General features: G+C 68.0%; 23 protein-coding genes. 7 read left to right on the top strand and 16 right to left on the bottom strand.

The window, feature by feature from the left end:
• Positions 1-8 precede the first annotated feature (8 nt).
• From glmM to BN973_RS07105, 7 genes are all read right to left on the bottom strand, one after another.
• Positions 9-1,346: a phosphoglucosamine mutase gene (glmM, locus tag BN973_RS07135; protein WP_036466857.1), complete on the bottom strand. Its 1,338-nt coding sequence runs from the start codon at positions 1,344-1,346 to the stop codon at positions 9-11.
• A 147-nt stretch (positions 1,347-1,493) separates the two neighbouring features.
• Positions 1,494-1,955 carry a 30S ribosomal protein S9 gene (rpsI, locus tag BN973_RS07130; RefSeq protein ID WP_407067578.1) on the bottom strand — a complete coding sequence of 154 codons (462 nt, stop codon included), beginning with the start codon at positions 1,953-1,955 and terminating at the stop codon, positions 1,494-1,496.
• A 50-nt stretch (positions 1,956-2,005) separates the two neighbouring features.
• Complete coding sequence (gene rplM / locus BN973_RS07125) at positions 2,006-2,449, bottom strand: 50S ribosomal protein L13 (protein WP_036466853.1); 444 nt, start codon at positions 2,447-2,449, stop codon at positions 2,006-2,008.
• A 241-nt stretch (positions 2,450-2,690) separates the two neighbouring features.
• Positions 2,691-2,987 (bottom strand): WXG100 family type VII secretion target, encoded by a 297-nt coding sequence (locus tag BN973_RS07120; RefSeq protein ID WP_036466852.1) that lies wholly within the window; start codon positions 2,985-2,987, stop codon positions 2,691-2,693.
• 12 nt (positions 2,988-2,999) lie between these two features.
• Positions 3,000-3,326 (bottom strand): WXG100 family type VII secretion target, encoded by a 327-nt coding sequence (locus BN973_RS30350; RefSeq protein ID WP_139830207.1) that lies wholly within the window; start codon positions 3,324-3,326, stop codon positions 3,000-3,002.
• A 79-nt stretch (positions 3,327-3,405) separates the two neighbouring features.
• Positions 3,406-4,647, bottom strand: coding sequence for a type VII secretion-associated protein (locus tag BN973_RS07110; RefSeq protein WP_036466847.1), 1,242 nt, complete (start codon positions 4,645-4,647; stop codon positions 3,406-3,408).
• Positions 4,644-8,315: a type VII secretion protein EccC gene (locus tag BN973_RS07105; protein WP_036466845.1), complete on the bottom strand. Its 3,672-nt coding sequence runs from the start codon at positions 8,313-8,315 to the stop codon at positions 4,644-4,646. Before BN973_RS07105 ends, BN973_RS07110 begins: the two co-directional genes overlap by 4 nt.
• Positions 8,316-8,476: 161 nt before the next feature.
• Here BN973_RS07105 and eccD point away from each other — a divergent pair, with 161 nt between their 5' ends.
• Together eccD and mycP are read left to right on the top strand one after the other, a co-directional pair.
• A complete protein-coding gene (gene eccD, locus BN973_RS07100) occupies positions 8,477-9,820 on the top strand; it encodes a type VII secretion integral membrane protein EccD (RefSeq protein WP_084163320.1) in 1,344 nt (447 codons plus the stop codon).
• Entirely contained in the window at positions 9,817-11,124 is a 1,308-nt protein-coding gene (gene mycP / locus BN973_RS07095) for a type VII secretion-associated serine protease mycosin (RefSeq protein WP_232232189.1), read from the top strand. The genes eccD and mycP overlap by 4 nt, the downstream gene beginning before the upstream one ends.
• On the opposite strand, the gene eccB is transcribed toward mycP, so the two are convergent.
• A complete protein-coding gene (gene eccB, locus BN973_RS07090) occupies positions 11,089-12,453 on the bottom strand; it encodes a type VII secretion protein EccB (RefSeq protein WP_036466839.1) in 1,365 nt (454 codons plus the stop codon). The genes mycP and eccB overlap by 36 nt on opposite strands.
• Positions 12,454-12,609: 156 nt before the next feature.
• On the opposite strand from eccB, the gene BN973_RS07085 reads away from it, so the two are divergent.
• The 4 genes from BN973_RS07085 (at position 12,610) to BN973_RS07070 (ending at position 16,607) form a co-directional block, all read left to right on the top strand.
• Positions 12,610-13,473 (top strand): cutinase family protein, encoded by an 864-nt coding sequence (locus tag BN973_RS07085; protein ID WP_051641147.1) that lies wholly within the window; start codon positions 12,610-12,612, stop codon positions 13,471-13,473.
• 30 nt (positions 13,474-13,503) lie between these two features.
• Positions 13,504-14,166 (top strand): cutinase family protein, encoded by a 663-nt coding sequence (locus BN973_RS07080; RefSeq protein WP_051641146.1) that lies wholly within the window; start codon positions 13,504-13,506, stop codon positions 14,164-14,166.
• Positions 14,167-14,250: 84 nt separating this feature from the next.
• A complete protein-coding gene (locus BN973_RS07075; RefSeq protein WP_036466837.1) occupies positions 14,251-14,895 on the top strand; it encodes a cutinase family protein in 645 nt (214 codons plus the stop codon).
• A 77-nt stretch (positions 14,896-14,972) separates the two neighbouring features.
• Positions 14,973-16,607 (top strand): purine-cytosine permease family protein, encoded by a 1,635-nt coding sequence (locus BN973_RS07070; RefSeq protein ID WP_051641145.1) that lies wholly within the window; start codon positions 14,973-14,975, stop codon positions 16,605-16,607.
• 83 nt (positions 16,608-16,690) lie between these two features.
• On the opposite strand, the gene truA is transcribed toward BN973_RS07070, so the two are convergent.
• The 8 genes from truA to infA all read right to left on the bottom strand — a co-directional run bounded on the left by truA (position 16,691) and on the right by infA (position 21,337).
• Positions 16,691-17,551, bottom strand: a complete 861-nt coding sequence (gene truA, locus BN973_RS07065; protein ID WP_169718213.1) for a tRNA pseudouridine(38-40) synthase TruA — start codon at positions 17,549-17,551, stop codon at positions 16,691-16,693.
• On the bottom strand, positions 17,529-18,116 hold the full coding sequence (rplQ, locus tag BN973_RS07060) for a 50S ribosomal protein L17 (RefSeq protein WP_036466834.1): 588 nt from the start codon (positions 18,114-18,116) through the stop codon (positions 17,529-17,531). Before rplQ ends, truA begins: the two co-directional genes overlap by 23 nt.
• A 117-nt stretch (positions 18,117-18,233) precedes the next feature.
• A complete protein-coding gene (locus BN973_RS07055) occupies positions 18,234-19,277 on the bottom strand; it encodes a DNA-directed RNA polymerase subunit alpha (RefSeq protein WP_036466833.1) in 1,044 nt (347 codons plus the stop codon).
• An 86-nt stretch (positions 19,278-19,363) separates the two neighbouring features.
• Positions 19,364-19,969, bottom strand: coding sequence for a 30S ribosomal protein S4 (gene rpsD / locus BN973_RS07050; protein WP_036466831.1), 606 nt, complete (start codon positions 19,967-19,969; stop codon positions 19,364-19,366).
• 10 nt (positions 19,970-19,979) lie between these two features.
• Positions 19,980-20,399: a 30S ribosomal protein S11 gene (gene rpsK / locus BN973_RS07045; RefSeq protein WP_036466830.1), complete on the bottom strand. Its 420-nt coding sequence runs from the start codon at positions 20,397-20,399 to the stop codon at positions 19,980-19,982.
• A 3-nt stretch (positions 20,400-20,402) separates the two neighbouring features.
• A complete protein-coding gene (gene rpsM / locus BN973_RS07040) occupies positions 20,403-20,777 on the bottom strand; it encodes a 30S ribosomal protein S13 (RefSeq protein WP_036466828.1) in 375 nt (124 codons plus the stop codon).
• Positions 20,778-20,968: 191 nt separating this feature from the next.
• On the bottom strand, positions 20,969-21,082 hold the full coding sequence (gene rpmJ, locus BN973_RS30345) for a 50S ribosomal protein L36 (protein WP_003879483.1): 114 nt from the start codon (positions 21,080-21,082) through the stop codon (positions 20,969-20,971).
• A 33-nt stretch (positions 21,083-21,115) separates the two neighbouring features.
• Entirely contained in the window at positions 21,116-21,337 is a 222-nt protein-coding gene (gene infA, locus BN973_RS07035) for a translation initiation factor IF-1 (RefSeq protein ID WP_003418601.1), read from the bottom strand.
• Positions 21,338-21,606: 269 nt separating this feature from the next.
• On the opposite strand from infA, the gene BN973_RS07030 reads away from it, so the two are divergent.
• The gene (locus BN973_RS07030; protein ID WP_036466826.1) at positions 21,607-23,292 is read left to right on the top strand and encodes an NAD(P)/FAD-dependent oxidoreductase; all 1,686 of its coding nucleotides are present in this window, start codon (positions 21,607-21,609) and stop codon (positions 23,290-23,292) included.
• Positions 23,293-23,296 lie beyond the last annotated feature (4 nt).

The raw sequence follows: 23,296 nt of genomic DNA, 5'->3' as shown, positions 1-23,296 counted from the left end.
CCGGCGAATTAGCGCTGCGCGCTGACCGCCTCGGCGACGCGAGCGGCCACCCGCTGCGCAATATCCTCTTCGGGCGCCTCCACCATGACCCGGATCATCGGCTCGGTTCCCGAGGGGCGCAACAGGATTCGGCCGGTGTCGCCGAGTTCGGCCTCGGCCTCGTCGACCGCGCTGCGTACCGAGGGCGCCGCGGCCGCGGTGGTCTTGTCGGCAACCTTGACGTTGATCAGCACCTGCGGGAACGGCTGCATGGGCGCGGCGAGGTCGGCCAGCGACGAGCCGGTCTGCACCATGCGGGTCATCAAGCGCAGGCCGGTCACAATGCCGTCGCCGGTGGAGCCCAGCGCGGGCATCACGATGTGGCCGGATTGCTCGCCGCCCAGGCTGTATTCGCCGGAGCGCAGCTCCTCCAAGACGTAGCGGTCGCCGACGCCGGTGGTGCGGACGGTGACGCCCGCCGAGCGCATGGCCTGGTGCAACCCGAGGTTGCTCATCACGGTGGTGACCAAGGTGTTGGACGCCAGCTCGCCGGCTTCCTGCATGGCCAGCGCGAGCACGACCATGATGGCGTCGCCGTCGACGAGCTTGCCGCTGGCGTCCAGCGCCAGGCACCGGTCCGCGTCGCCGTCATGCGCGAGGCCCAGGTCGGCGCCGTGCTCGAGCACCGCGGCGCGCAGCGAGTCCAGATGCGTGGATCCGCAGCGGTCGTTGATGTTGAGGCCGTTGGGCTCGGCGTTGATCGCGATGACCCGGGCACCGGCGGCGCGGTAGGCGCGCGGTGCGGCCGACGACGCCGCGCCGTGGGCGCAGTCGACGACCACGGTCAGGCCGTCGAGGGGTTGCGTGCTGGCCTTGCCGACGTGGCGCAGATAGCGATCGGCGGCGTCCTCGGCGTCGATGACGCGGCCGAGCCCGACGCCGACCGGACGCTGACCCGGGCCGGCGGCGACCAGTTGTTCGATCTGGTCCTCGGTGTCGTCGTCCAGCTTGTGGCCGCCGGGGCCGAAGATCTTGATGCCGTTGTCGGGCATCGGGTTGTGGGATGCGGAGATCATCACGCCGAAGTCGGCGTCATAGGCGCCGGTCAGGTAGGCCACCGCCGGGGTGGGCAGGATGCCCACCCGCAGCGCGTCGACACCCTGGCTGGTCAGGCCGGCGATCACCGCGGCTTCGAGCATCTCGCCGCTGGCCCGCGGATCGCGGCCGATCACGGCGACGTGCCGGCCCGGTTTTCCCGGGCCCGCCAGGCGCCGCGCGGCCGCGCTGCCCAGCGATAGTGCCAGCTCAGCCGTCAATTCGCGATTGGCGACTCCGCGAACACCGTCGGTGCCGAATAGTCGACCCATCGGACAAACCTCTCACAGTGACGTCATGCGCACAAAGTGCACCTACTTTTGTGACCGCAACCGCGCACGTTTGTGCGGCGACACGCCGAGAACGGCGCACAAATGACGCACAACGAGACGCGGTCGCGGCCAGAAAGTGATCGCTGATCAGCGCTTGCTGTACTGAGGTGCCTTGCGGGCCTTCTTCAGGCCGTACTTCTTGCGCTCGGTGGCGCGCGGGTCACGGGTGAGGAAGCCGGCCTTCTTCAGCGGGGGCCGGTCCTCGGGCTGGGCCAGGATCAGCGCCCGGGCGATGCCCAGACGCAGCGCACCGGCCTGACCCGACGGGCCGCCGCCGTGCAGCAGCGCGTAGACGTCGAAGGTCTCCAGCCGGTCGACGGTGACCAGCGGGGCCTTGATCAGCTGCTGGTGCACCTTGTTCGGGAAGTAAGCCTCCAGGCTGCGGCCGTTCAGGTCGAACTTGCCGGTGCCGGGAACCAGGCGCACCCGCACCACGGCTTCCTTGCGGCGGCCGACGGTCTGGATGGGCCGCTCGAGCACGATCGGCTCGCCGGGCTTGGCCGCGGGAGCCTCGGCAGCGGGCTCGGCCGGGGTCTCCTCGGTGGTCACCTCGACAACCACCTCGGTCGTTTCCTCGTTGGTTTCGAGGTTGGGTTCGGTCACTGGGCCACCTGCTTGATCTCGAACGGAACCGGCTGCTGCGCGGCATGCGGGTGCTGCGGGCCGGCGTAGACGTGGAGTTTGCGCTGCATCTGCTTGCTGAGCTTGTTGTGCGGCAGCATGCCGACGATCGCGTTCTCGACGACGCGGGTGGGGTGCTTTTCCATCAGCTCACCGATGGTGCGCTTGCGCAGACCGCCGGGATACCCCGAGTGGCTGTAGGCCAGCTTGCTCTGCAGTTTGTCGCCGCTGATGGCGACCTTGTCGGCGTTGACGACGATGACGTAGTCACCGCCGTCGACATTGGGGGCGAACGTCGGCTTGTGCTTACCGCGCAACAGGGTGGCTGCCGCGACGGCAAGACGGCCAAGCACTACGTCCGTGGCGTCGATGACGTACCACGACCGCGTGGTGTCACCCGCCTTTGGCGCGTAGGTGGGCACAGCGCTTACCACTTTCTCTTTGCGAGCCGTTCAGCTCGGGGTCGGATCCCGGTTCGAGCCGGGTGCCGGTCAGGCGTCCACGGTTGGGGTTTGATCTCGGCGACCGACATTGACCCGAGGCCCCGGCGTACCGCACGCCAACGGAGCAGCTTACCGACCCACATCCCCGCAGGTCAAAATGACTGTGTGGTCCCGACGGCTCTCCATTCCGCCGGGACCACACAGTGGATCGTGATCGCGGCTACCTTGCCCAGGCGCCGGCCGCCCGGCGGTCGGCGCTTGCCACCTCGTCCGCGCCGTCGCGCACCGCGTTTCCCAGATCCACCAGGATCTCGTTCAACGCGGTGGCCGCCTGGTGCCAGCTGAGCTGCTCAGCCTGGTAAGCGGAGGCCGCCTCGCGGGTCCAGAACTGCTGCAGCGGGGCGATTTGCGAGCGCAGTTCGTCGAGAGCGGCGTTGAGACGAGCCGCGGTGGTGTGGATCTCCTGGCGCACCGAGTGTTCGATTTCGCCGAAGTCATAGGACAGCACTGGGTCCACCGGAACGTCCTTTCACAGCTCTGCGCCGGCAACGCCGATGTGGTGGGCATGGTTCTGGCCGGCAGCCTGCAACGTGGCCTCGTTGTGCCGAATAGTGTCGGCGATCGTGTGCAACACCTGGTAGAGCCGCAACGACTCGGCATTCCAGCGCTCCACCACATCCTTGAAGCGGGCGGCCGCCAGTCCGCCCCACACCGATGGCGGCACGCTGCTCATCCGGCCGATGAACGCCTGCAGCATCGCCCGGATCTCTTCGTTGCGGGTGTCCGTCGTTCCCGCGACCGAGCGCATCAGACCAAAGTCGGTGCTCAACGTGTTCGCACCCGTCGGTGTACTCACCGTTCTCCTTTCCACTCCGATACCAACTACGACCACGCGCGGCCGCCTTCGGTTCCATCCGATTTCCCGTCGCGAAGACTCATCCGATCGCGTGGGCTGACCGCACCGCCTCCTCGCAGGCGTCGCGGACGGCATCCTCTCCACCCGGCCGGCTCTGGCATCCGACACCGATCCGAACCGGTCCGTCGACCAGCACCGCCCACCGCACGTGATGGTCGACGCGGACTTCGCGATACGTCACTGCGGCGCGTCCGGCGATGAACCCGGCGGGGTTGAAGTCGACGAACACACCTGCGGGCTCGATATCGATGGCGCGCTTCAACCGGTCCGCGGTGACACTTAGCGTCTCGCCGGGAATCCGCGACTGTGTGATGTGCAATGCCACTTCGGGGTCTGACGGCGACGTGACCTGCACCCGTGCCGAACCCCGCCCGGCGATCACCCGTTGCGTCGGCCAGTTCGCCGGCACCGTCAACGCAACCCGGCCTTCGACCAGAAATGTCGTCTGCGCGGTCACGGGCGCAACTGGGCGCTGACCGCCTGCCGCTATCGCCGGCACTGTCGCGGCCAGTACCGCGGTGGCGGCCACCAGCCCACCGAACACCCGGACCCGTGATCGCCGACCGGCATCGGCCCCGCCCTGCGGCTGCGGCGCGTTGTCCCGAGGCTTGACGGTCGCCGAAAGGGCCAGCCGTGACAGCCGCGCGTCGTCGATCCGCATGGTGCTCTGACCGCGTTGGCGCAGACTCCCGGCGATCAACGTGGCCAGCGCCTGCGCCCCGGCAATGCTGCCGGGCATGTCGATCAGTACGGTAGTTGTTGCACCGCAGACTATTTCGCCGACGCGGCGCGCGACCTCCTCGGCCACCGTCGACGGCTCTGCCCTGCGCGAGACAGCGACGACATCGTCACCCACGATCGCCACCAGCCGCTCGGCGATCTCCACCACCACGGTTTCCGGCTTGGCGTTCGACGCCCGCCGAAGCAACCACGATCGCGGGCGCACGTCGACGTCGTCGGACAGGGCCGCGACCGCCGTGGTCACGACGTCGAGCCGTGACGACGGCCACCACGACGGATGCACTATCTGAATAGCCCTGCACCCCTGCGTGTTTCCACAGTCCAGGGACCGCAGTGCGCTGCACCACAAGGAATCGACCGGTACCGGCAACCCGTCGACCAACGCCACATGGTCATCGATGGCCTCCAGCGGCGCGTAAAGAATTTCGGGCGTCTCGCCGTCGACCAAACCCGCGCCGCCACAACACAGCCGGTGAATCGCGCCGGGCCCTGTCGCAATGACGGTGCGGTGCCCGCTCACGGTGCCGGACTCCAGCCCACCTGGATTACCAGTTCGTCGCCGGCATCGGTGACCAAAACACCACGCCCGGCGGGCAGTCTCGCCGGGCGTCGGCGGCCCAACAGTGAACCGTCATCCGGACGCGCGCTCATCATCAACCCCAGGCAGCCGATCTCCCGCAGGCCTGCCAGAAGCGGCTCGAACAGGCCGCGCGCCGCTCCCCCGCTGCGCCGGGCCACGATCACGTGCAGTCCCAGATCCCTTGCATGCGGCAGGTATTCGAGCATGGCCAGCAGCGGGTTTCCCGCTGGCGTGGCGACCAGGTCATAGTCGTCGACGACGACATAGACGTCCGGGCCCGACCACCACGACCTGGTCCGCAGCTGCTGCTGAGTCACGTCCGCCGGGGGCATCCTGTCCTGTAACCGATCGAGTAAGTCCGGCAGCAGCGCCCGCAGCGCAGTCGGTGACATTGCGTAACCGCCGAGATGCTGCGACTCCACGACTCCGAGCAGCGTGCGCCGAAAGTCGACGATCAGCAGCTGTGCCTGTGCGGCCGTCTTCGTCCGGGCGACTTCGCGGCACAACGTGCGCAGCGTGGCGGTCTTTCCGCATTCGTTGTCCCCGAGGATCAGCAGGTGCGAGTGCCGCTCGAAATCGATTGCGACCGGGCGTAGTCGGCGCTCCTCGAGACCGACAAGGATCTGCATATTGACCCCGTCGTCCGCCTGCTCTACGACGACATGGTGGCTGACACGAGTGGGCAGCAGCGGTATGGGCGGGGCGGCCGATTCAACGTTGCGGCAGGCCAATTCGTCTGCGTCAATCGGCCGGGCGACGACCATGTGCAGACCGTCGTGGGACAGGCCGCGGCCCGGCCGGTCGCGGGGCACCTCGTGCGCCCGTTTCCGGTCAAGCTCGGAATCCGCGGGATCGCCCAGTCGCAATTCGATGCGGGTGCCGATCTGATCTTTCAGCGAAGGTCTGATCTCCGCCCAACGCGATGCCGAGAGCACCACGTGGACGCCAAACGAAAGGCCCTGCGCGGCAACGGCAGTGATCGTCTCCTCGGCTTCCGGGTGCTCCTTGCGCAGGGACGACCAGCCGTCGACGACGAGAAAGATGTCGGCGGACCGCTCGCAACAACCGATCTCGCGGGAGCGCAGCGTGGACTCGGTCTCGGCGACCATCCGCGCGACGAGCTGCGGCTCGGCTCGGCTCGCGACCGCTCCGACGTGTGGCAGCGTGCGCAGCGAGGCGAGCGTTCCACCGCCGAAGTCCAGACAGTAGAACTGCACCTGGCCAGGGTCATGAGCGGCCGCCAACGCGGTGATCAGCGTTCGCAGTGCGGTGGATTTGCCCGCCTGGGGAGCGCCGACGACCGCGACATTGCCTGCCGCCCCGGACAAGTCGACCATCATCGGTGCCCGGCACTGATCGAGGGGCCGATCGATGATGCCGATCGGCACCCTCAGACGTCCCGATCCCGCGTCGCCCAGCAGGCTGTTCAGTGGCGGCGCCGACCCCAGCGGGGGCAGCCAGACGCGGTGCGCCGGCGGCCCGTGTCCCGACAGGCGCTGCAGCACGGTCCGCAGGATGGTGGGCGCGGACGAACATTCTGAGTCGGCGGCACGGGCGATCGGTCCCACGGCTTGCGCGGTGAACAGCTGGACGGTCGCGGGCGCCGGCGGGCGCGGGGGTGCTGCGCCGCGGGCCAAGTCGCCCGGCGCTGACACGAACGCGGTTTGGAAGCGGATCAGCTCCCCGCTGCCGGAGCGCAGAAATCCCGCCCCGGGTGTGTTCGGCAGCTCGTAGGCGTCGGGTGTTCCCAAGACGATTCGTGATTCGCCGGCGGACAGCGTCTTCAGGCAGATACGGTACGACAGATGGGCTTCCAGTCCACGCAGCCGGCCCTCATCGAGTCGCTGGCTGGCAAGTAACAGGTGCATGCTCAGGGACCGGCCGAGTCGGCCGATCGCGACGAACATGTCGGCGAAATCCGGATGCCGGCTGAGCAGTTCGGAGAACTCGTCGACGATGATGAACAGTGCCGGCAGCGCGGTCATTGTCGCTCCGGCGCGCCGCGCCTGCTCGTAGGCCGCCACGCTGGCACACCCCGCCGTGCGCAGTAGTTGTTGGCGACGGTTCATCTCGCCGACCAGAGCGTCTCGCATCCGGGCGACCAGCGGCGCTTCGTCGGACAGGTTGGTGATGACCGCGGCGACGTGCGGAGCATCGGCCAGGTCGAGAAATGTTGCGCCGCCTTTGAAGTCGATGAGCAGCAGGTTCAGTACTTCCGGGCTGTTCCGCGCCATCATGCCGAGCGCCACGGTGCGCAACAACTCGGACTTGCCGGATCCGGTTGCGCCCACGCAGAGCCCATGCGGCCCCATGCCGTGTTCGGCGGGTTCCTTGATGTCGAGCTCGAGCGGCAGTCCGTCGACAGTGTTTCCGATCGGCGCGCGAAGGCGATCCCGGTGATCTCGGCTGCGCCACAGCGTAATCGGATCAAAATGCGCGACATCGTCGAGTTTGACCAGGCCTGGCCAACCCGAATCGCCTACCCGGTCGGACGCCGAGCCGACCCGGTACGCGGCGAGCCGGCGCGCACATATCGTGGCGTCCAGCGAATCCATCTGATCGGGGCGCGCCAACGCACGAACCGACCCGGCCTCGGCGACCGTCACCGGCGAACCGACACGGCCGGGACCGGTCTCGATGACGGTCGCACCTGCCAGGTCACCCGCGCTGCCGAATTCGCCGCGCCTCGCCTGCTCGACGATCACCACCACGTGCGACGGTCGCCCGGTATCGGCCAGTGCGCTGCGCGCCTCCGCCACGCTTTGATACATCATGCGGGCAGTGCCTACCGAATCGGTGGCGGCCGGATGTTGATTGTGCGGCAACCACTTCAACCAATCCCAGTGTGCCCGGTTCGGACCCTCGATCACCGCGGCGATGAGCAATTGGTCCGGGGGGTGCAGCACAGCCAGCTGGCAGATCATCGCACGCAGCAGTGCGCGCACCTGCGCCAGATCACCGTCGACGGTAAGCGCCGCGGTCGCAGTCAAGTCGACGGCGATTGGTACATCCGCGATAGCCTCGTGGGTGCGCACGAAGCGCTGCGCGGCCGCGGCGGTGACCGGATCGGTGCGCTGCCCGGCCTCGATTTCGGGGGCTATCAGCCTGCCGGAAAGCGGCCGAGTCCCGATGCCGACGCGAACCAGGCAGAAGTCGGGATCGGACGATCGCCGCTCCCACATCCGCGGGCCACCGATCAATGCCCACAGCGCTGCGGGGTCGGGGTGGTCCCAAGTGAGTGAAGCACGCTGTGCTGCAGCTGTTTCGGTTACCGATCGGCGCAGCCGGGTCAGGTAGCCCAGGTAGTCGGCCCGGCCCGCGCCGATCCCGCCACCGTGCCGACGACCTCGCTGGGCGATGGAGGTCAGCACCACTGAAACCAGCATCATCATCGGAAACGCCAGCCACGCCGGGTTGCGGGTCGCGGCCGGGCTCGACAGCAAGGCCAGTGCCATCACCCCCAGCGTTGCGATCGACATGCCGACCGGCAGCAGGCGCATCAGCGGGCTTGTCGGGTGCGGCAGCTCGGGCGGTGCCGCAACGACGATGTCCGCGGCCGCGACCTGCGGCGGCAACTGTCGCACCGCAGGCACGAACACCTCGGTCATACCGGCCCCTCCCCGCGTGCGACGACGGTAAGCCGCGACTGAATTGGCCGCAACTCGGTTGTGGATAACCGAATACCGCCGTGCCGACCTTGCTTTAGCGTCCCCAACGTCCGAATCCGAAGAGGTTGACGTTGTCTGTTTGCGATCCGGGGCTTCGCCGCGTGTCCGTGCATGCCGGCACGGCCGTCGTCGACTTGGCTCTGCCGTCCGGCATGCCCGTTGCCGCCCTGCTGCCGCCGATCGTCGACGCTCTGAAAGCCCACGGTGTCAGCGGATTGACGGCGACGCGGTACCGGCTGTCAATTCTCGGCTCGGCAGCCTTGGATTCCTCCACGACCTTGGCGCGCAGCGGTGTCCGCGACGGCGATGTCCTCGTCCTGAGCCAGTCTGCGACGCCGCCGCCCGCACCACGATTCGATGATGTAGCAGAGGCGGTGTCGGAGACGCTGAACGGCAGGTGCTGGAGTTCAGCTGAGAATGACCGGGCAACACGGCTTACCGCCGCGCTGGCCGCCGGCTTCGTGACCGGTGTCGGGTGCCTGACGCTTGTCCGAAACGCGTTCACCGCCAACGGTGTTCGCGGACTGGTTGACACCGCGGGAGTCGCGGCGGGCCTCGCGGTCGCGGCCGTGCTGCTGGGGGCGCTCGCCAATCGCGCATACCGTGACGCGATGGCAGGCCTCACGCTGAGCCTGGTGGCGACGGCGTTCGCCGCGGTTGCCGGTTTCCTGGCGGTGCCCGGCAACCCGGGCACGCCGAATATGCTGCTGGCCGCTGCCGCGGTGGCGGTCACGGCCGTGCTGGCGATGCGCGTATCCGGTTGCGGGACAGTGCCGTTGACTGCCGTAGCCTGCTTCGCGACGGTCGTCGCCGTCGCGGCGTTCGGGGGTGTCGTCATCGGCGTCCCGGTGCACGCGATCGGCGCGTTGTTGGCGTTGGCATCGCTTGGGCTACTCGGGGTGGCGGCGCGCGCGGCGATCCTGTTGTCCGGATTGTCGCCGAAGTCAGTCGACCCCCGGCCGGCCGCGGACGATCTGGTCGCCGGTGCCACGCGCGCCGATGCCTGGCTTGCCAGTCTGGAGTCCGCGTTTGCGTCGTCGGCGGCCAGCGGCGCCGTCATCACCGTCGTGGCGGGCACACCGCGGCTGGGCTGTGCTGCACTTGCGGCGGCCACCGGTGCGCTACTGCTGTTGCGCGCCAACGCGGTTGACAAGAGAAGGACGCTGGTGGGAGTCGTCGGCGCAGTGGTCACCGTCGGAACGACACTCGGAGTAGCCGCGCGGCAGGCCGCAGCGCACGGCCCGTGGATTGCCGCGGCGACAGCGTTGGTGGTGGCCGGCGCGGTCTACCTCGGGTTCGTCCTTCCCCGGTCGCCGCTGTCACCGATCACGCGGAAGGGCGTCGAGCTGGTGGAGTGTTTGATCCTGATCGCGATGGTGCCGCTGACCTGTTGGATATGTGGCCTCTACGCGGTGGCCCGCGGTCTGCACCCGACATGGGCTTGAGCGCCTCGGCCACCGTGCGGCTGGCGGCGGCATCGGTCCTGGTGGCCTTGTCGAGCTTCGGAATGCCTTCGGCACAAGCGGTTTCGCCGCCAGAAATCGACGACAAGTTGCTGCCGAAGCCGGCGCGGCCGGCGCCGCCGCGGCCCACCGCTCAACGCGAGGTCTGCACGCTGGCAAGTGGGAATCCGGGGCCGGGGCGAAATCAGCTCGCAGATCTGGATTTACCGCGCGTCTGGCAGCTCACCCGCGGCGCGGGCCAACGGGTCGCGGTCATCGACACCGGTGTTTCGCGACACGGCCGGCTGCCCGATGTGGTGCCCGGGGGCGACTACGTGTTCACGGGCGACGGCACTCAGGACTGCGACGCACACGGTACGTTGGTCGCCGGAATCATCGCCGCCGCAGCCGATTCCAAGACCGACAGTTTCAGCGGTGTGGCGCCCGACGTCACCTTGATCAGTATCCGGCAGTCCAGCTCGAAATTCGCGCCCGCCGGCGACCCGTCGAGCTCCGGCGTCGGCGATGTTGACACCATGGCGAGCGCGATCCGGACCGCCGCCGACCTGGGCGCGTCGGTGATCAACATCTCGTCGGTGGCGTGCGTGCCGGTCACCACGGCGCTCGACGATCGCGCGCTGGGCGCCGCGCTGGCCTACGCCGTCGATGTCAAGAATGCCGTTGTCGTGGCCGCGGCCGGAAACACCGGTGGCGGCGGACAGTGTCCACCCCAGCGCCCGGATGCGACCTGGCAGACCGTCTCGGTCGCGGTCAGTCCGGCCTGGTACGACGACTACGTGCTGACCGTCGGTTCGGTGAACGCCGACGGGGTGCCATCGGCGTTCACGCTGGCCGGCCCCTGGGTCGACGTCGCCGCAATCGGGGAGGCGGTGACGTCGTTGAGTTCCGCGCCGTTGTCCGGGACCAGTTACGCCGCACCGGTTGTCAGCGGTCTGGCCGCCCTGGTCCGGGCCCGATTCCCGGCGCTGACGGCGCGGCAGGTGATGCACCGCATCGAGTCGACCGCGCATCATCCGCCGGCCGGATGGAATCCGTTGGTCGGCAGCGGCACGGTCGATGTACTCGCCGCGGTGAGCACCGACTCGAGCCCGACCGCCACTGCCGCCAAACCGCCTCCGGCCCGCGTGCGGATGGGCACACCGCCACCCAGGGCGGCGAATTCTGGTGCGCGGGATACCGCGTTGCGCGGCGCGGCCATATGCCTGGTCACCCTGATGTGCGCGGTGATCATCGGTGCGGCCAGGCGGCGGCTACGAGGATCCCGCGACGACGTCGCGGGCGACTGACGCGTTCGCCCGGCTCAGTTCCGGCCCGGACGGCAACACCGCGAGCATCGGCCACGGCACGGGGACCGGATCGGTCTGCAGGCCGAGGTCATGCGCGGCGTCGTCGTCGTGAATCGCGAACCGCACGCCGGTGTCGGTGACGAGATAGCGGGCGCCGGCCCGCACGTAGGCGCTGCGGCCGGGGGGCAGGTAGACAGCATCGAGCGCGGGACCGCGACCGTCGGCTTGCGACAGGGACACCGGCGCCTGACCGGCCGGGAGCGGCAGGCCCGCCGCGGTGAGCAATCCGGCCCCCGGCCCCGAGCTCACGCACACGGTGGTCGGGCGTCCGCTCGGGCCGGCGGCGCGGGGTGCGACTTCGGGGAACGTCCGCACCGGCAGCGTGTCGACGATCGGTGCGCCCCGGATCAGGTCCGGTGCCACCGCGATGATGTTGGCGCTGCCGCGCGAGTCGCCGAAACGCAAGAGGTCCGCGGCTACCTGGCCGATGCGCTGGACCCCGGTGCTCAACACGGCGTAGTACTCGTCACCGTCCCCCCGTGTGATGCGCAGCACGCTGCCGACCGGAACGTCGGCAAGTCCGGCCGCCTTGCCGCCCGCGCCCCGAATTCGCGGTGTCGTGATCGGCGGCGCCTCCGGCACCGCGTTCAGCAACGACTGCGACACGACCAGGGGCGCGCGGCCCTCCAGCCGCAATGCACGCACGACCGCCGTGTCGGCAAGATCCACCACCGCGCGCTGGCCGTCGTAGAGCAGGTAGGCCGGTGCACCGGTACCCGCAGCGACCAGGAGGGCCTGGTCGCGGGTCAGGCGGTGGACCGACGGCCCCTCGATGCGTCCGACGACGACCGTCGTCGACGACTCCCCGTCCGTATCGCAGATCGTCCAGCCCGCGTCATCGCCGGACAGCGGAGCGGCGAGCAGCTGGGGTGCGCCCGGGATGCCAAGCAATGGACCACGTTTGGTGCGGCGCAATTCGGACTCGGGCACCGGCCGGGGATTGGCATCCGTCGCCGCGACCAACCGCGCCGAAGCCAGGTTCAGCACCGGGTGCCAGGTATCGCCGACTCGCACAAACAGCGCTCCGCTGTCCTTGCCCATCACAATCTGGGCGTGATCCAGCCGTGCCTGGGGCCGCAGCAGCCCCAAGAATGCACACCCCGCCACCGTGATGGCCGCCAGTACGCAGCCGACCGTCAGGGGTCCGGTACGCGCCCGTAGCGGTTCGCCGGACGTCGCGGTGTCACCGTTGCGCAGTGCCCGCTCGATACGACGCAGCAGGAATCGGTGCCCGCTGATGTGCGCCCAAGTCGCCGGTTGGTGGGGCACTGGCCTCCCAAAGTCCGCGAATCCGCTGGTCAGGTTAACCGCCTCCGGGCGCCGACGGCTCCCGTTATCCACAGCCGCACAGGTTTGGCCAGGTCTCGATTTGGGTACAGTGGCGACGTGTTTTTTCACCGCATCCGTACCCGTCGAGAGGGCAGCGTGCGGTTAGCCGGTCGCTTCGTCGGCCTGGGCGCCGCCCTGGTCACGGCCGTGGGCCTGCTCGCCACGCCGAGCGCTCCCGTCGCACGCGCGTTCGACTGCCCCGACGTCGAGGTCATCTTTGCCCGCGGCACCAACGAGCCGCCCGGCCTGGGCCGCGTCGGCGACGCATTCGTCGACTCGCTGCGCCAGCAGACCGGCGGGCTGAACATCCTGCCCTACGGCGTCAACTACGCCGCCAGCAAGCTGCAGCTGCACGGCGGCGACGGCGCCAACGACACCATCGACCGCGTCAAGAAGAGCGTGGAAACCTGCCCCAACACCAAGATCGTGCTGGGCGGCTACTCCCAGGGTGCGTCGGTGATGGACATCGTGGCCGGCGTCCCGATCGGCGGCATCAGCTGGGGGAACTCGCTGCCGCCGCAGTACGCCGACAACATCGCCGCCGTGGCCACCTTCGGCGACGTGGCCGACCGCGCCGGCGGGACGCTGCCCAGCCAGAGCAAGTTGCTGGGCTCCAAGGCCATCGACCTGTGCAACCCCAACGACCCGATCTGCCACGCCGGACCGGGCAACGAGTGGAGCGGGCACACCGAGGGGTATGTCCCCGTCTACACCACGCAGGCCGCGGCGTTCGTCGCGTCCAAACTGCTCGGCACCGGCCAGTCGGTGCCCGGCTATGGGCCCTCGGTGCCCGGGTACGGGCCGTCGGCCCCGGGCGCCGGCCCGCAGTATCCCGGCTCCGGCCCGCTGACCCCGGGACAAGCACCCGGCCCGGTCCCGCAAACACCGAGCTATGCCCCGCAGGCGCCGGTGCCCGGGCCGACCGTGCCCCAGACCGATGTGGTTGCCGCGGTCCACTGACACTCGGTCAATAGCCCGTACCATCGCGGCATGAGCTTTGCCGCGAAAAGACCACGGGCGCATAGGTATAGCGGTTTCGTAACGGTCGCGCTGCTCGCAGCGGCCACGATGCTGCTGGGAAACCCGCTAATTCCGCGCGCCTGGGCGGGCTGCCCCGACGTGGAAGTGGTGTTTGCCCGGGGTACCAACGAGCCGGCCGGCGTCGGGAAGGTGGGCGGGGCCTTCATCAACTCGCTGCGCCAGCTGACCCACCGCAATATCGGGGCGTACGGGGTCAACTACCCCGCCAACGACGACTTCCTGGCCGCCGCCGACGGCGCGAACGACGCCAGCGCCCACATCCAGCACATGGCCGGCAACTGCCCGAACACCCAGCTCGTGCTCGGCGGCTACTCCCAGGGCGCCGCCGTCATCGACATCGTCACCGCCGCACCGATACCCGCCCTCGGCTTTCGCGACCCGTTACCCGCCGAGGCCGCCGATCACGTCGCCGCGGTCGCCCTGTTCGGGAACCCGTCGGGCCGGGCCGGAAATCTGATGACGGCCCTGAGCCCGGATTTCGGCGGCAAGATCCTCAACCTGTGCAACCCCGGCGACCCGATCTGCTCGGACGGCAACTCGTGGCAAGCCCACCTCAACTACGTGCCCGGATTGACGACCAAGGCCGCGCATTTCGTCGCCGCCAAGATCTAGCGGCACAAAGATCCGGTCACACCGCGATCGCGCAGTGGTCTCAGCCGTTCACTGGTACCCGCCGGAGATGCGTACCATCGGCTCATGGGCGTTAGACCGTTCGGCAACGCGTTGCTCGCAGCAGTCCTGACCATCGGCCCGGCGGCGGCCCTGGCTCCGGTGGCGTCGGCGGCGCCGCCGTGTCCGGGCGCCGAAGTGGTGTTCGCCCGGGGCCGCGAGGAGCCGCCCGGCGCCGGCCTGGTCGGCGATGCGTTCGCCAACTCGCTGCGCTCCAAAACACAGCTGCCGCTCGGCGTCTACGGCGTCAACTACCCCGCCGACGTGGATCCCGCCAAGGGCGCCAACGACATGAGCAGTCACGTCCAGTACATGGCCAAGCATTGCCCGAACACCCGCGAGGTGCTCGGCGGCTACTCGCTCGGCGCGGTGGCGGCCGACCTGGTGATCGCGGTGACCCAGCCGTCGTTCGGGTTCAAGAACCCGCTGCCGCCGGGCATGGATCAACACGTCGCGGCCGTCGCGCTGTTCGGCAACGGCACCCAGCGCGTGCTTGGCCCGGTCCCCGGCTTCAGCCCCGCCTTCGCCGGTAAGACGATCGAGGAGTGCGCCCCCGGCGACCCGATCTGCAACGGCAACGGCAAGGCGGTGTGGGCGTCGCATCTGCAGCCGTCCTACATCGATTCCGGACTGGTGGATCAGGCGGCCAGCTTTGCCGCCGGCAAGCTGTAGTCGTAATCCACAGGCGCACAGCCAATTCCCAGGCGCTTCAAGTGGCGTTTGCCGTCGCGTCACCGGACAATGCAGGCGTGACGACCACCGCCGCGACCGACCGTGACACCTCGCCCGCCGCCCGGGAGACGCTCGAAGACTACACATTGCGCTTCGCCCCGCGCAGCTATCGCAGGTGGTCCACCGCGGTGGTGGGGATCTCCGCCCTCGGTGGCATCGCGTATCTTGCCGACTTCGCGATCGGCGCCAACCTCGGCATCACCTACGGCACCGCAAATGCGTTGTGCGGAATCGGGATTTTCGCGGTGGTGATCATCGCGACCGGACTGCCGCTGGCCTACTACGCGGCGCGCTACAACATCGATCTGGATCTGATAACTCGCGGCAGCGGTTTCGGCTACTACGGCTCCGTGGTCACCAACGTGATCTTCGCGACGTTCACGTTCATCTTCTTCGCGCTCGAAGGCTCGATCATGGCGCAGGGGCTGAAGCTGGGCCTACACATTCCGCTGTGGATCGGCTACGCCTGCTCGACGCTGGTGATCTTCCCGCTGGTGATCTACGGCATGAAAGTCCTTTCGCAGCTTCAGCTTTGGACCACACCGCTGTGGCTGCTGCTGATGGTCGCCCCCTTTGTCTATCTGGTCAGCAGCCACCCGGAGTCGGTCGACGAGTTCTTCTCCTACACCGGCAAACAAGGCCACGGCGGGGTGAACGCCGGTTCGGCATTGATGGCCGCGGGGGTCTGCCTGGCGCTGATCGCCCAGATCGCCGAGCAGATCGACTACCTGCGGTTCATGCCGCCGCGCACGCGAAAGAACTCGCGCAGCTGGTGGACCTGGGTGCTGTTGGCCGGTCCCGGTTGGGTGCTGTTCGGCGCGATCAAGCAGATCGTCGGGCTGTTCCTGGCCGTCTATCTGGTCTTCCACCTGGCGGGTTCGCTGTCGATCGCGAATCAGCCGGTGCACCAGTTCGACGAGATCTACGGCAACTTCATGCCGGACTGGCTGGCATTGACGCTGGCCGTGATCCTGGTGGTGCTCAGCCAGGTCAAGATCAATGTGACGAACGCGTATTCGGGCTCGCTGGCCTGGACCAACTCGTTCACCCGCGTCACCAAGCACTACCCCGGCCGGGTGGTCTTCCTCGCCGTGAACCTGACGATCGCGCTGATCCTGATGGAAGCCAACATGTTTGACTTCCTGAACACGATCCTCGGTTTCTACGCCAACTGCGGCATGGCGTGGGTGGTCGCGGTGGCCTCCGACATCGTGTTCAACAAGTACCTGCTGAAGCTTTCGCCGAAGGCGCCCGAATTCCGCCGGGGCATGCTGTACGCGATCAACCCGGTCGGCTTCGGCTCGATGCTGCTGGCCGCGGGGCTGTCGATCGCCGCGTTCTTCGGCGGCCTCGGCGAGGCGCTGCGGCCGTATTCGCCGTTGGTGGCCATCGTTGTCGCGCTGGTGATGTCGCCGATCCTGGCGATCGCGACCCGCGGCAAGTACTACCTGCGGCGCACGCACGACGGCATCGATCTGCCGATGTACGACGAGCACGGCAACCCCGCCGCCGACCAGTTGACCTGCCACGCCTGCAACCACGACTTCGAACGCCCGGACATGCTGGCCTGCGTGGCCCATGACGCCCACATCTGCTCGCTGTGTGTGTCCACCGACAGGCGCGCCGAGCACGTGCTGGCCGCCCAGCCTTAACGCGAGACTTAAGCCACGGCGACGCTTTTCGGCGTGCCGTGTATGAGGTTTAGGTGTCGCGGCGGTGACGACCGCGGCGGCCGTTAACGGGTGCGCAGATCCCGGGTGATCAGGATGCGCGACGCCAGCTCGTCGTCGGGCGGATAATCCACCCCCACCAAGGTCAGGCCCTGTGCCGGTGCGGCCGCGAAGTCGCTGGATCGTGCTGTCGCGCTGAGCAATTCACGACACCACTGCGCCGTGCGCCGGTGTTCACCGACGGCCAGCAGCGCGCCGACCAGTGAGCGCACCATCTGCCAGCAGAACGCATCGGCGCTGACGTGCGCGGTGATCAGGTCGCCATCGCGCGACCAGTCCAGCCGCTGCAGGTCGCGAATCGTGGTGGCGCCGGTGCGATAACGGCAGAAGGCCGCAAAGTCGTTCAACCCCACCAGACCCCGAGACGCCTCGCTCATCGCGTCCAGGTCCAACTCGCGCGGCCAGGCGGTGATGTAGCGCGCCTGCTGCGGCTGGACGCCGTAAGCGGCCGTCGACAACCGGTACTCGTAGTGACGCCGCAACGCCGAGAACCGTGCGTCGAAACCAGCTGGGGCGCGGGCGATTTCGAGCACGCGAACGTCGGTGGGCAAGAAACGGCCCAGCCGGCGCAGCAGCGGCAGGAATTCCGGATCACCGGGCCGCGGCGAGCGCGGGTAGGCGTTCGGTAAGGCGGCGGCGGGCACATCGACATGGGCCACCTGCCCGGTGGCATGTACACCCGTGTCGGTGCGCCCGGCCGCCCACAGCCGTACCGGCGTACGGAAAACCGTCGTCAGCGCGTCGTCGATGACGCCGGCGACAGTGCGCTGCCCGGCCTGCGTCGCCCAGCCCGCGAAATCGGTTCCGTCGTAGGCGATATCGAGCCTAAGACGGACGTCTCCGCTAGTTGTCGTCTGACTCGTCACCCTCGTCGGCGGCCTGCGCCTCGGACTCCTCGGCAGCCGGCTCGGCCGCAGCCTCTTCGACGTCGGCAACGGCCTCTTCGGCCGTCGGGCCGTCGGCTTCCTCGGGCTCGACCGCCGCCTGCGCATCGGCCGCCGCGACGACCGGCGCATCGGCAGTCTTCTTCGACGCCTTCACCCGACGCGCGCGGTCGGCCTCAGAGGTGACGGTCTTTTCCTGCACCAGCTCGATCACGGCCATCGGGGCGTTGTCGCCCTTACGCGCCTCGACCTTGATGATGCGGGTGTAGCCGCCGTTGCGATCGGCGAAGAACGGTCCGATCTCCGCGAAAAGGGCGTGCACCACGTCCTTGTCGCGGATCTTCTTCATCACCTCTCGACGGTTGTGCAGGGTGCCCTTTTTCGCGTGCGTGATCAGCTTCTCCGCATACGGCCGCAGCGCACGCGCCTTGGGCTCGGTCGTCTTGATGCGGCCGTGCTCGAACAGCGACGTGGCCAGGTTGGCCAGCAGAGCCTTCTGGTGCGAAGACGACCCGCCGAGGCGAGGGCCCTTGGTGGGCTTGGGCATTGCACTATCTCCTATTTAGGGGCCGACCCCCGTATCAGGTAGGGCCGGGACGGCTTCGTTCAATTGTGTCCGGTTCCTCAGCGGCCGCTGCACGGCCGCATCGTCACCGGACGGGCGTTAGAGCTGTTCGGTTTCGGCGTAGTCCTGGTCGTCGTAAGCACCCTCGGTGGACCAGGTGCCGGTGGCGACGTCGTAGCCGGCGACCTCGGACGGGTCGAAGCTCGGCGGGCTGTCCTTGAGCGACAGGCCCAGCTGGTGCAGCTTGACCTTGACCTCGTCGATGGACTTCTGACCGAAGTTGCGGATGTCGAGCAGGTCGGACTCGGTGCGGCTGACCAGCTCGCCGACGGTGTGCACACCCTCGCGCTTGAGGCAGTTGTAGGACCGCACGGTCAGATCCAGGTCGTCGATCGGCAGCGCGAACGAGGCGATGTGGTCGGCCTCGGCCGGCGACGGCCCGATCTCGATACCCTCGGCCTCGACGTTGAGTTCGCGTGCCAGGCCGAACAATTCGACCAGGGTCTTACCGGCCGACGCCAGGGCGTCGCGCGGGGTGATCGAATTCTTGGTCTCGACGTCCAGGATCAACTTGTCGAAGTCGGTACGCTGCTCGACCCGGGTGGCGTCCACCTTGTAGGTGACCTTGAGCACCGGCGAGTAGATGGAATCGACTGGGATACGACCGATTTCGGCACCGGAGGCCCGGTTCTGCACGGCCGGCACGTAGCCACGGCCACGCTCGACGACGAGTTCGACCTCGAGCTTGCCCTTGTCGTTCAGCGTCGCGATGTGCATGCCGGGGTTGTGCACCGTGACGCCGGCGGGCGGCACGATGTCACCCGCGGTGACCTCACCCGGGCCCTGCTTACGCAGGTACATGGTGACCGGCTCGTCCTCCTCGGAGGACACGACCAGACCCTTGAGGTTCAAGATGATGTCGGTGACGTCCTCTTTGACGCCCGGCACGGTGGTGAACTCGTGCAGCACGCCGTCGATCCGGATGCTGGTGACGGCCGCGCCGGGAATCGACGACAGCAGCGTGCGCCGCAGCGAATTGCCAAGGGTGTAACCGAAACCCGGCTCCAGCGGTTCGATGACGAACTGGGACCGGCTGTCGGTGAGGATTTCCTCGGACAGTGTGGGTCGCTGAGAAATCAGCATGGTGTTTCTTCTCCTTCTCGGCACCCGCTATTTGATGCCGTTAGGGTTTTCTCTCGGGCGGGATGCCCGAGAGAAGTCTGGGCCCGTTACTTCGAGTAGTACTCGACGATGAGCTGCTCGGTGAGCGGCACGTCGATCTGCGCGCGCTCGGGCAGCTGGTGGATCAGGATGCGCTGACGCTCCCCCACCACCTGCAGCCAGCTCGGGATCGGACGGTCGCCCGCCGTCTCCCGCGCGATCTGGAAAGGCACGGTGTTCAGCGACCCCTCCCGCACGTCGATGATGTCGTACTGCGACACCCGGTAGCTGGGGACGTTGACGTGCACACCGTTGACACTGAAGTGCCCGTGGCTGACCAGCTGGCGGGCCATCCGGCGGGTCCGCGCCAGCCCGGCGCGGTACACGACGTTGTCCAGCCGGCTTTCGAGGATCTTCAGCAACTCCTCACCGGTCTTGCCGGTCTGGCGCACGGCCTCTTCGTAGTAGCGACGGAACTGCTTCTCCATCACGCCGTAGGTGAAGCGGGCCTTCTGCTTCTCCTGCAGCTGCAGCAGGTATTCGCTTTCCTTGATCCGCGCGCGGCCGTGCTGGCCGGGCGGGTAGGGACGCTTCTCGAAGGCCTGATCCCCACCGACGAGGTCGGTGCGCAACCGGCGCGACTTGCGGGTGATGGGTCCGGTGTAACGAGCCATGGTTATCCTCCTAGACCCTGCGTCGCTTGGGCGGGCGGCAGCCGTTGTGCGGCTGGGGGGTGACGTCGGAAATCGCGCCGACCTCCAGGCCCGCGGCCTGCAGCGAACGGATCGCGGTCTCCCGGCCCGAGCCCGGGCCCTTCACGAACACGTCGACCTTGCGCACGCCGTGCTCCTGGGCCTTGCGCGCGGCGTTCTCGGCGGCGAGCTGCGCGGCGAACGGCGTCGACTTACGCGAGCCCTTGAAGCCGACGTGACCCGACGACGCCCAGGCGATGACGTTGCCCTGCGGGTCGGTGATGCTCACGATCGTGTTGTTGAACGTGCTCTTGATGTGCGCGGCGCCGTGCGGGATGTTCTTCTTTTCCCGCTTGCGGGTCTTCTGCCCCTTCTTGGGCGCGGCGGCTGCTGCCTTCTTGGCGGGTGGCATGGGTTACCTGGCCTTCTTCTTGCCGGCGATGGTGCGCTTGGGGCCCTTGCGGGTACGCGCGTTGGTCTTGGTGCGCTGGCCGCGCACCGGAAGGCCGCGGCGGTGCCGCAGACCCTGGTAGCAGCCGATCTCGATCTTGCGGCGGATGTCTGCCTGAACCTCGCGGCGCAGGTCACCCTCGACCTTGAGGTTGCCCTCGATGTAGTCGCGCAGGTGGGTCAGCTGGTCGTCGGTCAGATCCCTGGTGCGCAGGTTCCGGTCGATCCCGGTCGCTGCCAAGATCTCGTTAGAGCGGGTACGGCCGATGCCGAAGATGTACGTCAGCGCGATCTCCATCCGCTTGTCACGCGGCAGATCGACGCCTACTAGTCGAGCCATAGGTGGCGTTTCCTCTTTTTTCTATGCGGAGGTCTTTTCCCAGCCCGTTCCCGAATTGATCGGGGCCCGGCCTCCGTCCGGACGTGGATGAGCGACCTATTCGCTCAGTGGTGCTGGAAGGTCATCATTTAGTTGTGTGGGGCTGGGGCAAGGCTCGCAACATTGCGGCTACGCCGCGCTTGCGATCGCCGCTAGCCCTGGCGCTGCTTGTGGCGCGGATCGGAGCAGATCACCATGACCCGCCCATGCCGACGGATCACCCTGCACTTGTCGCAAATCGGCTTCACGCTGGGGTTGACCTTCACGGCTTTTCGATCCTGTTCTCGTCTGTTGGTTGGTTACTTGTACCGGTACACGATGCGGCCCCGGGACAGGTCGTAGGGAGACAACTCCACCACCACCCGGTCCTCGGGCAGGATGCGGATGTAGTGCTGCCGCATCTTGCCGCTGATGTGGGCAAGCACCTTGTGACCGTTCTCCAGCTCAATGCGAAACATCGCATTGGGCAGGGGCTCGACCACCCGGCCCTCGACCTCGATGGCGCCGTCCTTCTTGGCCATAACTACTCGTCAAATCCTCGTCGTTTAGTTTCGTTGTCGTCTGCGCCAACAACGGCACAGCATTCACACCGACTTTCCGAACGTGAGCCGGTGACAGGAAATTCCTAGGGAACGGACACACAAAAAAGCCGGCGCGAAAGACGCACCGTCGGTCCATGGTACCCGCTTGGGCGGCGCGGCCAAAATCCGTGATCCGAGCGCTCCCCGGACCAATCTCGCCGCCACCTCGACCCACCATAGGCCGCCTGACAAGCGCATACTTGACCCCAATGACAAATCCCGCACGTCCCCTTGATGGCGCCGCGCAGTCACGCAAACCGGTGATCCTGACCGTCGACGACGATCCCGCCGTGTCCCGCGCCGTGGCCCGGGACCTCCGGCGCAAATACGGCGAGGAGCACCGCATCGTGCGCGCGGAGTCGGGACCCGAGGCGCTGGAAACCCTCAAGCAGCTCAAACTGCGCGGCGAAACGGTCGCGACGCTCGTCGCCGACTACCGGATGCCGCAGATGACTGGCATCGAGTTCCTCGAGCAGGCGATGGACCTGTACCCGGCGGCGCGACGGATCCTGCTGACCGCCTACGCCGACACCCACGCCGCGATCGACGCGATCAACGTCGTCGACCTCGACCACTACCTGCTCAAGCCGTGGGATCCGCCGGAGGAAAAGCTCTACCCCGTCATCGACGCGCTGCTGGAAGCCTGGCGCGCGAGACCCGAGCACGCCATCCCGCACACCAAGGTGATCGGGCATCGCTGGTCGGCACGGTCCTGGGAGGTCCGCGACTTCCTGGCCCGCAACGGGCTGCACTACTCCTGGTTCATGGCCGACGAACCCGAGGGCGAGCGGCTGCTCAGCGCCGCCGGCGCCGACAATCTGCGCCTGCCCGTCGTCGTCACCGAGCAGGGTGACCCGCTGGTGGAACCCACCGACGCCGAGCTGGCCGACAAGCTGGGTCTGTCCTCCACGCCGTCGCAGGAGTTCTACGACCTGATCGTGATCGGCGGCGGGCCCGCGGGCCTGGCCGCCGCGGTCTACGGCGCCTCCGAGGGGCTGCGCACGGTGCTGATCGAACGCACCGCGACCGGCGGGCAGGCGGGCCAGAGTTCCCGGATCGAGAACTACCTCGGCTTCCCGGACGGGGTGTCGGGCGGCCAGCTGGCCGAGCGGGCGCGCCGGCAGGCCGAGAAATTCGGCGCCGAGCTCATCACCGCCCGCACGGCGGTCGCCCTCGAGGTGAACGGATCCAAGCGCACCGTGCGGTTCGCCGACGGCGGCTCGATCGGCGCGCACGCGGTCATCCTGGCCACCGGGGTCGCCTACCGGAACCTCGACGCCGAGGGATGCAACGAGCTCACCGGCTGCGGCGTCTACTACGGCGCCGCGGTGTCGATCGCCTCGGACTGCGAAGACGAAGAGGTCTACGTGATCGGGGGCGCCAACTCCGCCGGCCAGGCCGCCATGTATCTGTCGCGAACGGCCAAATCGGTCAACATCGTGGTGCGCGCCCCGTCGCTGGAAGCCTCGATGTCCTACTACCTGATCCAGCAGATCGAGGCGAACCCCAAGATCAAGGTTCTGACCTGCACCGAGGTGCGGCGCGCCAGCGGCGACGGCCACCTGCAGAAGCTGACCCTGGTCAACAACCGGACCGAGCAAACCGAGGAAGTTTCCTGCGGCCGGATGTTCATCTTCATCGGGGCCGCCCCGCGCACCGAGTGGCTGGACGGGGTGCTGGCCCGCGACGACCACGGCTTCATCCTCACCGGCCCGGACCTGCGCAACGTCTGCGGCTGGACGCTGGACCGCCCACCGCATCACCTGGAAACCAGCGTGCCGGGCGTGTTCGCCACCGGCGACGTCCGCTCCACGTCGGCCAAGCGGGTCGCCGCCGCCGTCGGTGAAGGGTCGATGGCCGTGATGCTGGTCCACCGCTATCTGGCCGAGTCATAGAAGG

Origin of the sequence: Mycobacterium triplex (genome assembly GCF_000689255.1) — a bacterium.
GTDB classification, from domain to species: domain Bacteria; phylum Actinomycetota; class Actinomycetes; order Mycobacteriales; family Mycobacteriaceae; genus Mycobacterium; species Mycobacterium triplex.
The sequence above is the reverse complement of the archived record's forward strand: the minus strand, read 5'-3'. Positions and strand labels throughout refer to the sequence as shown.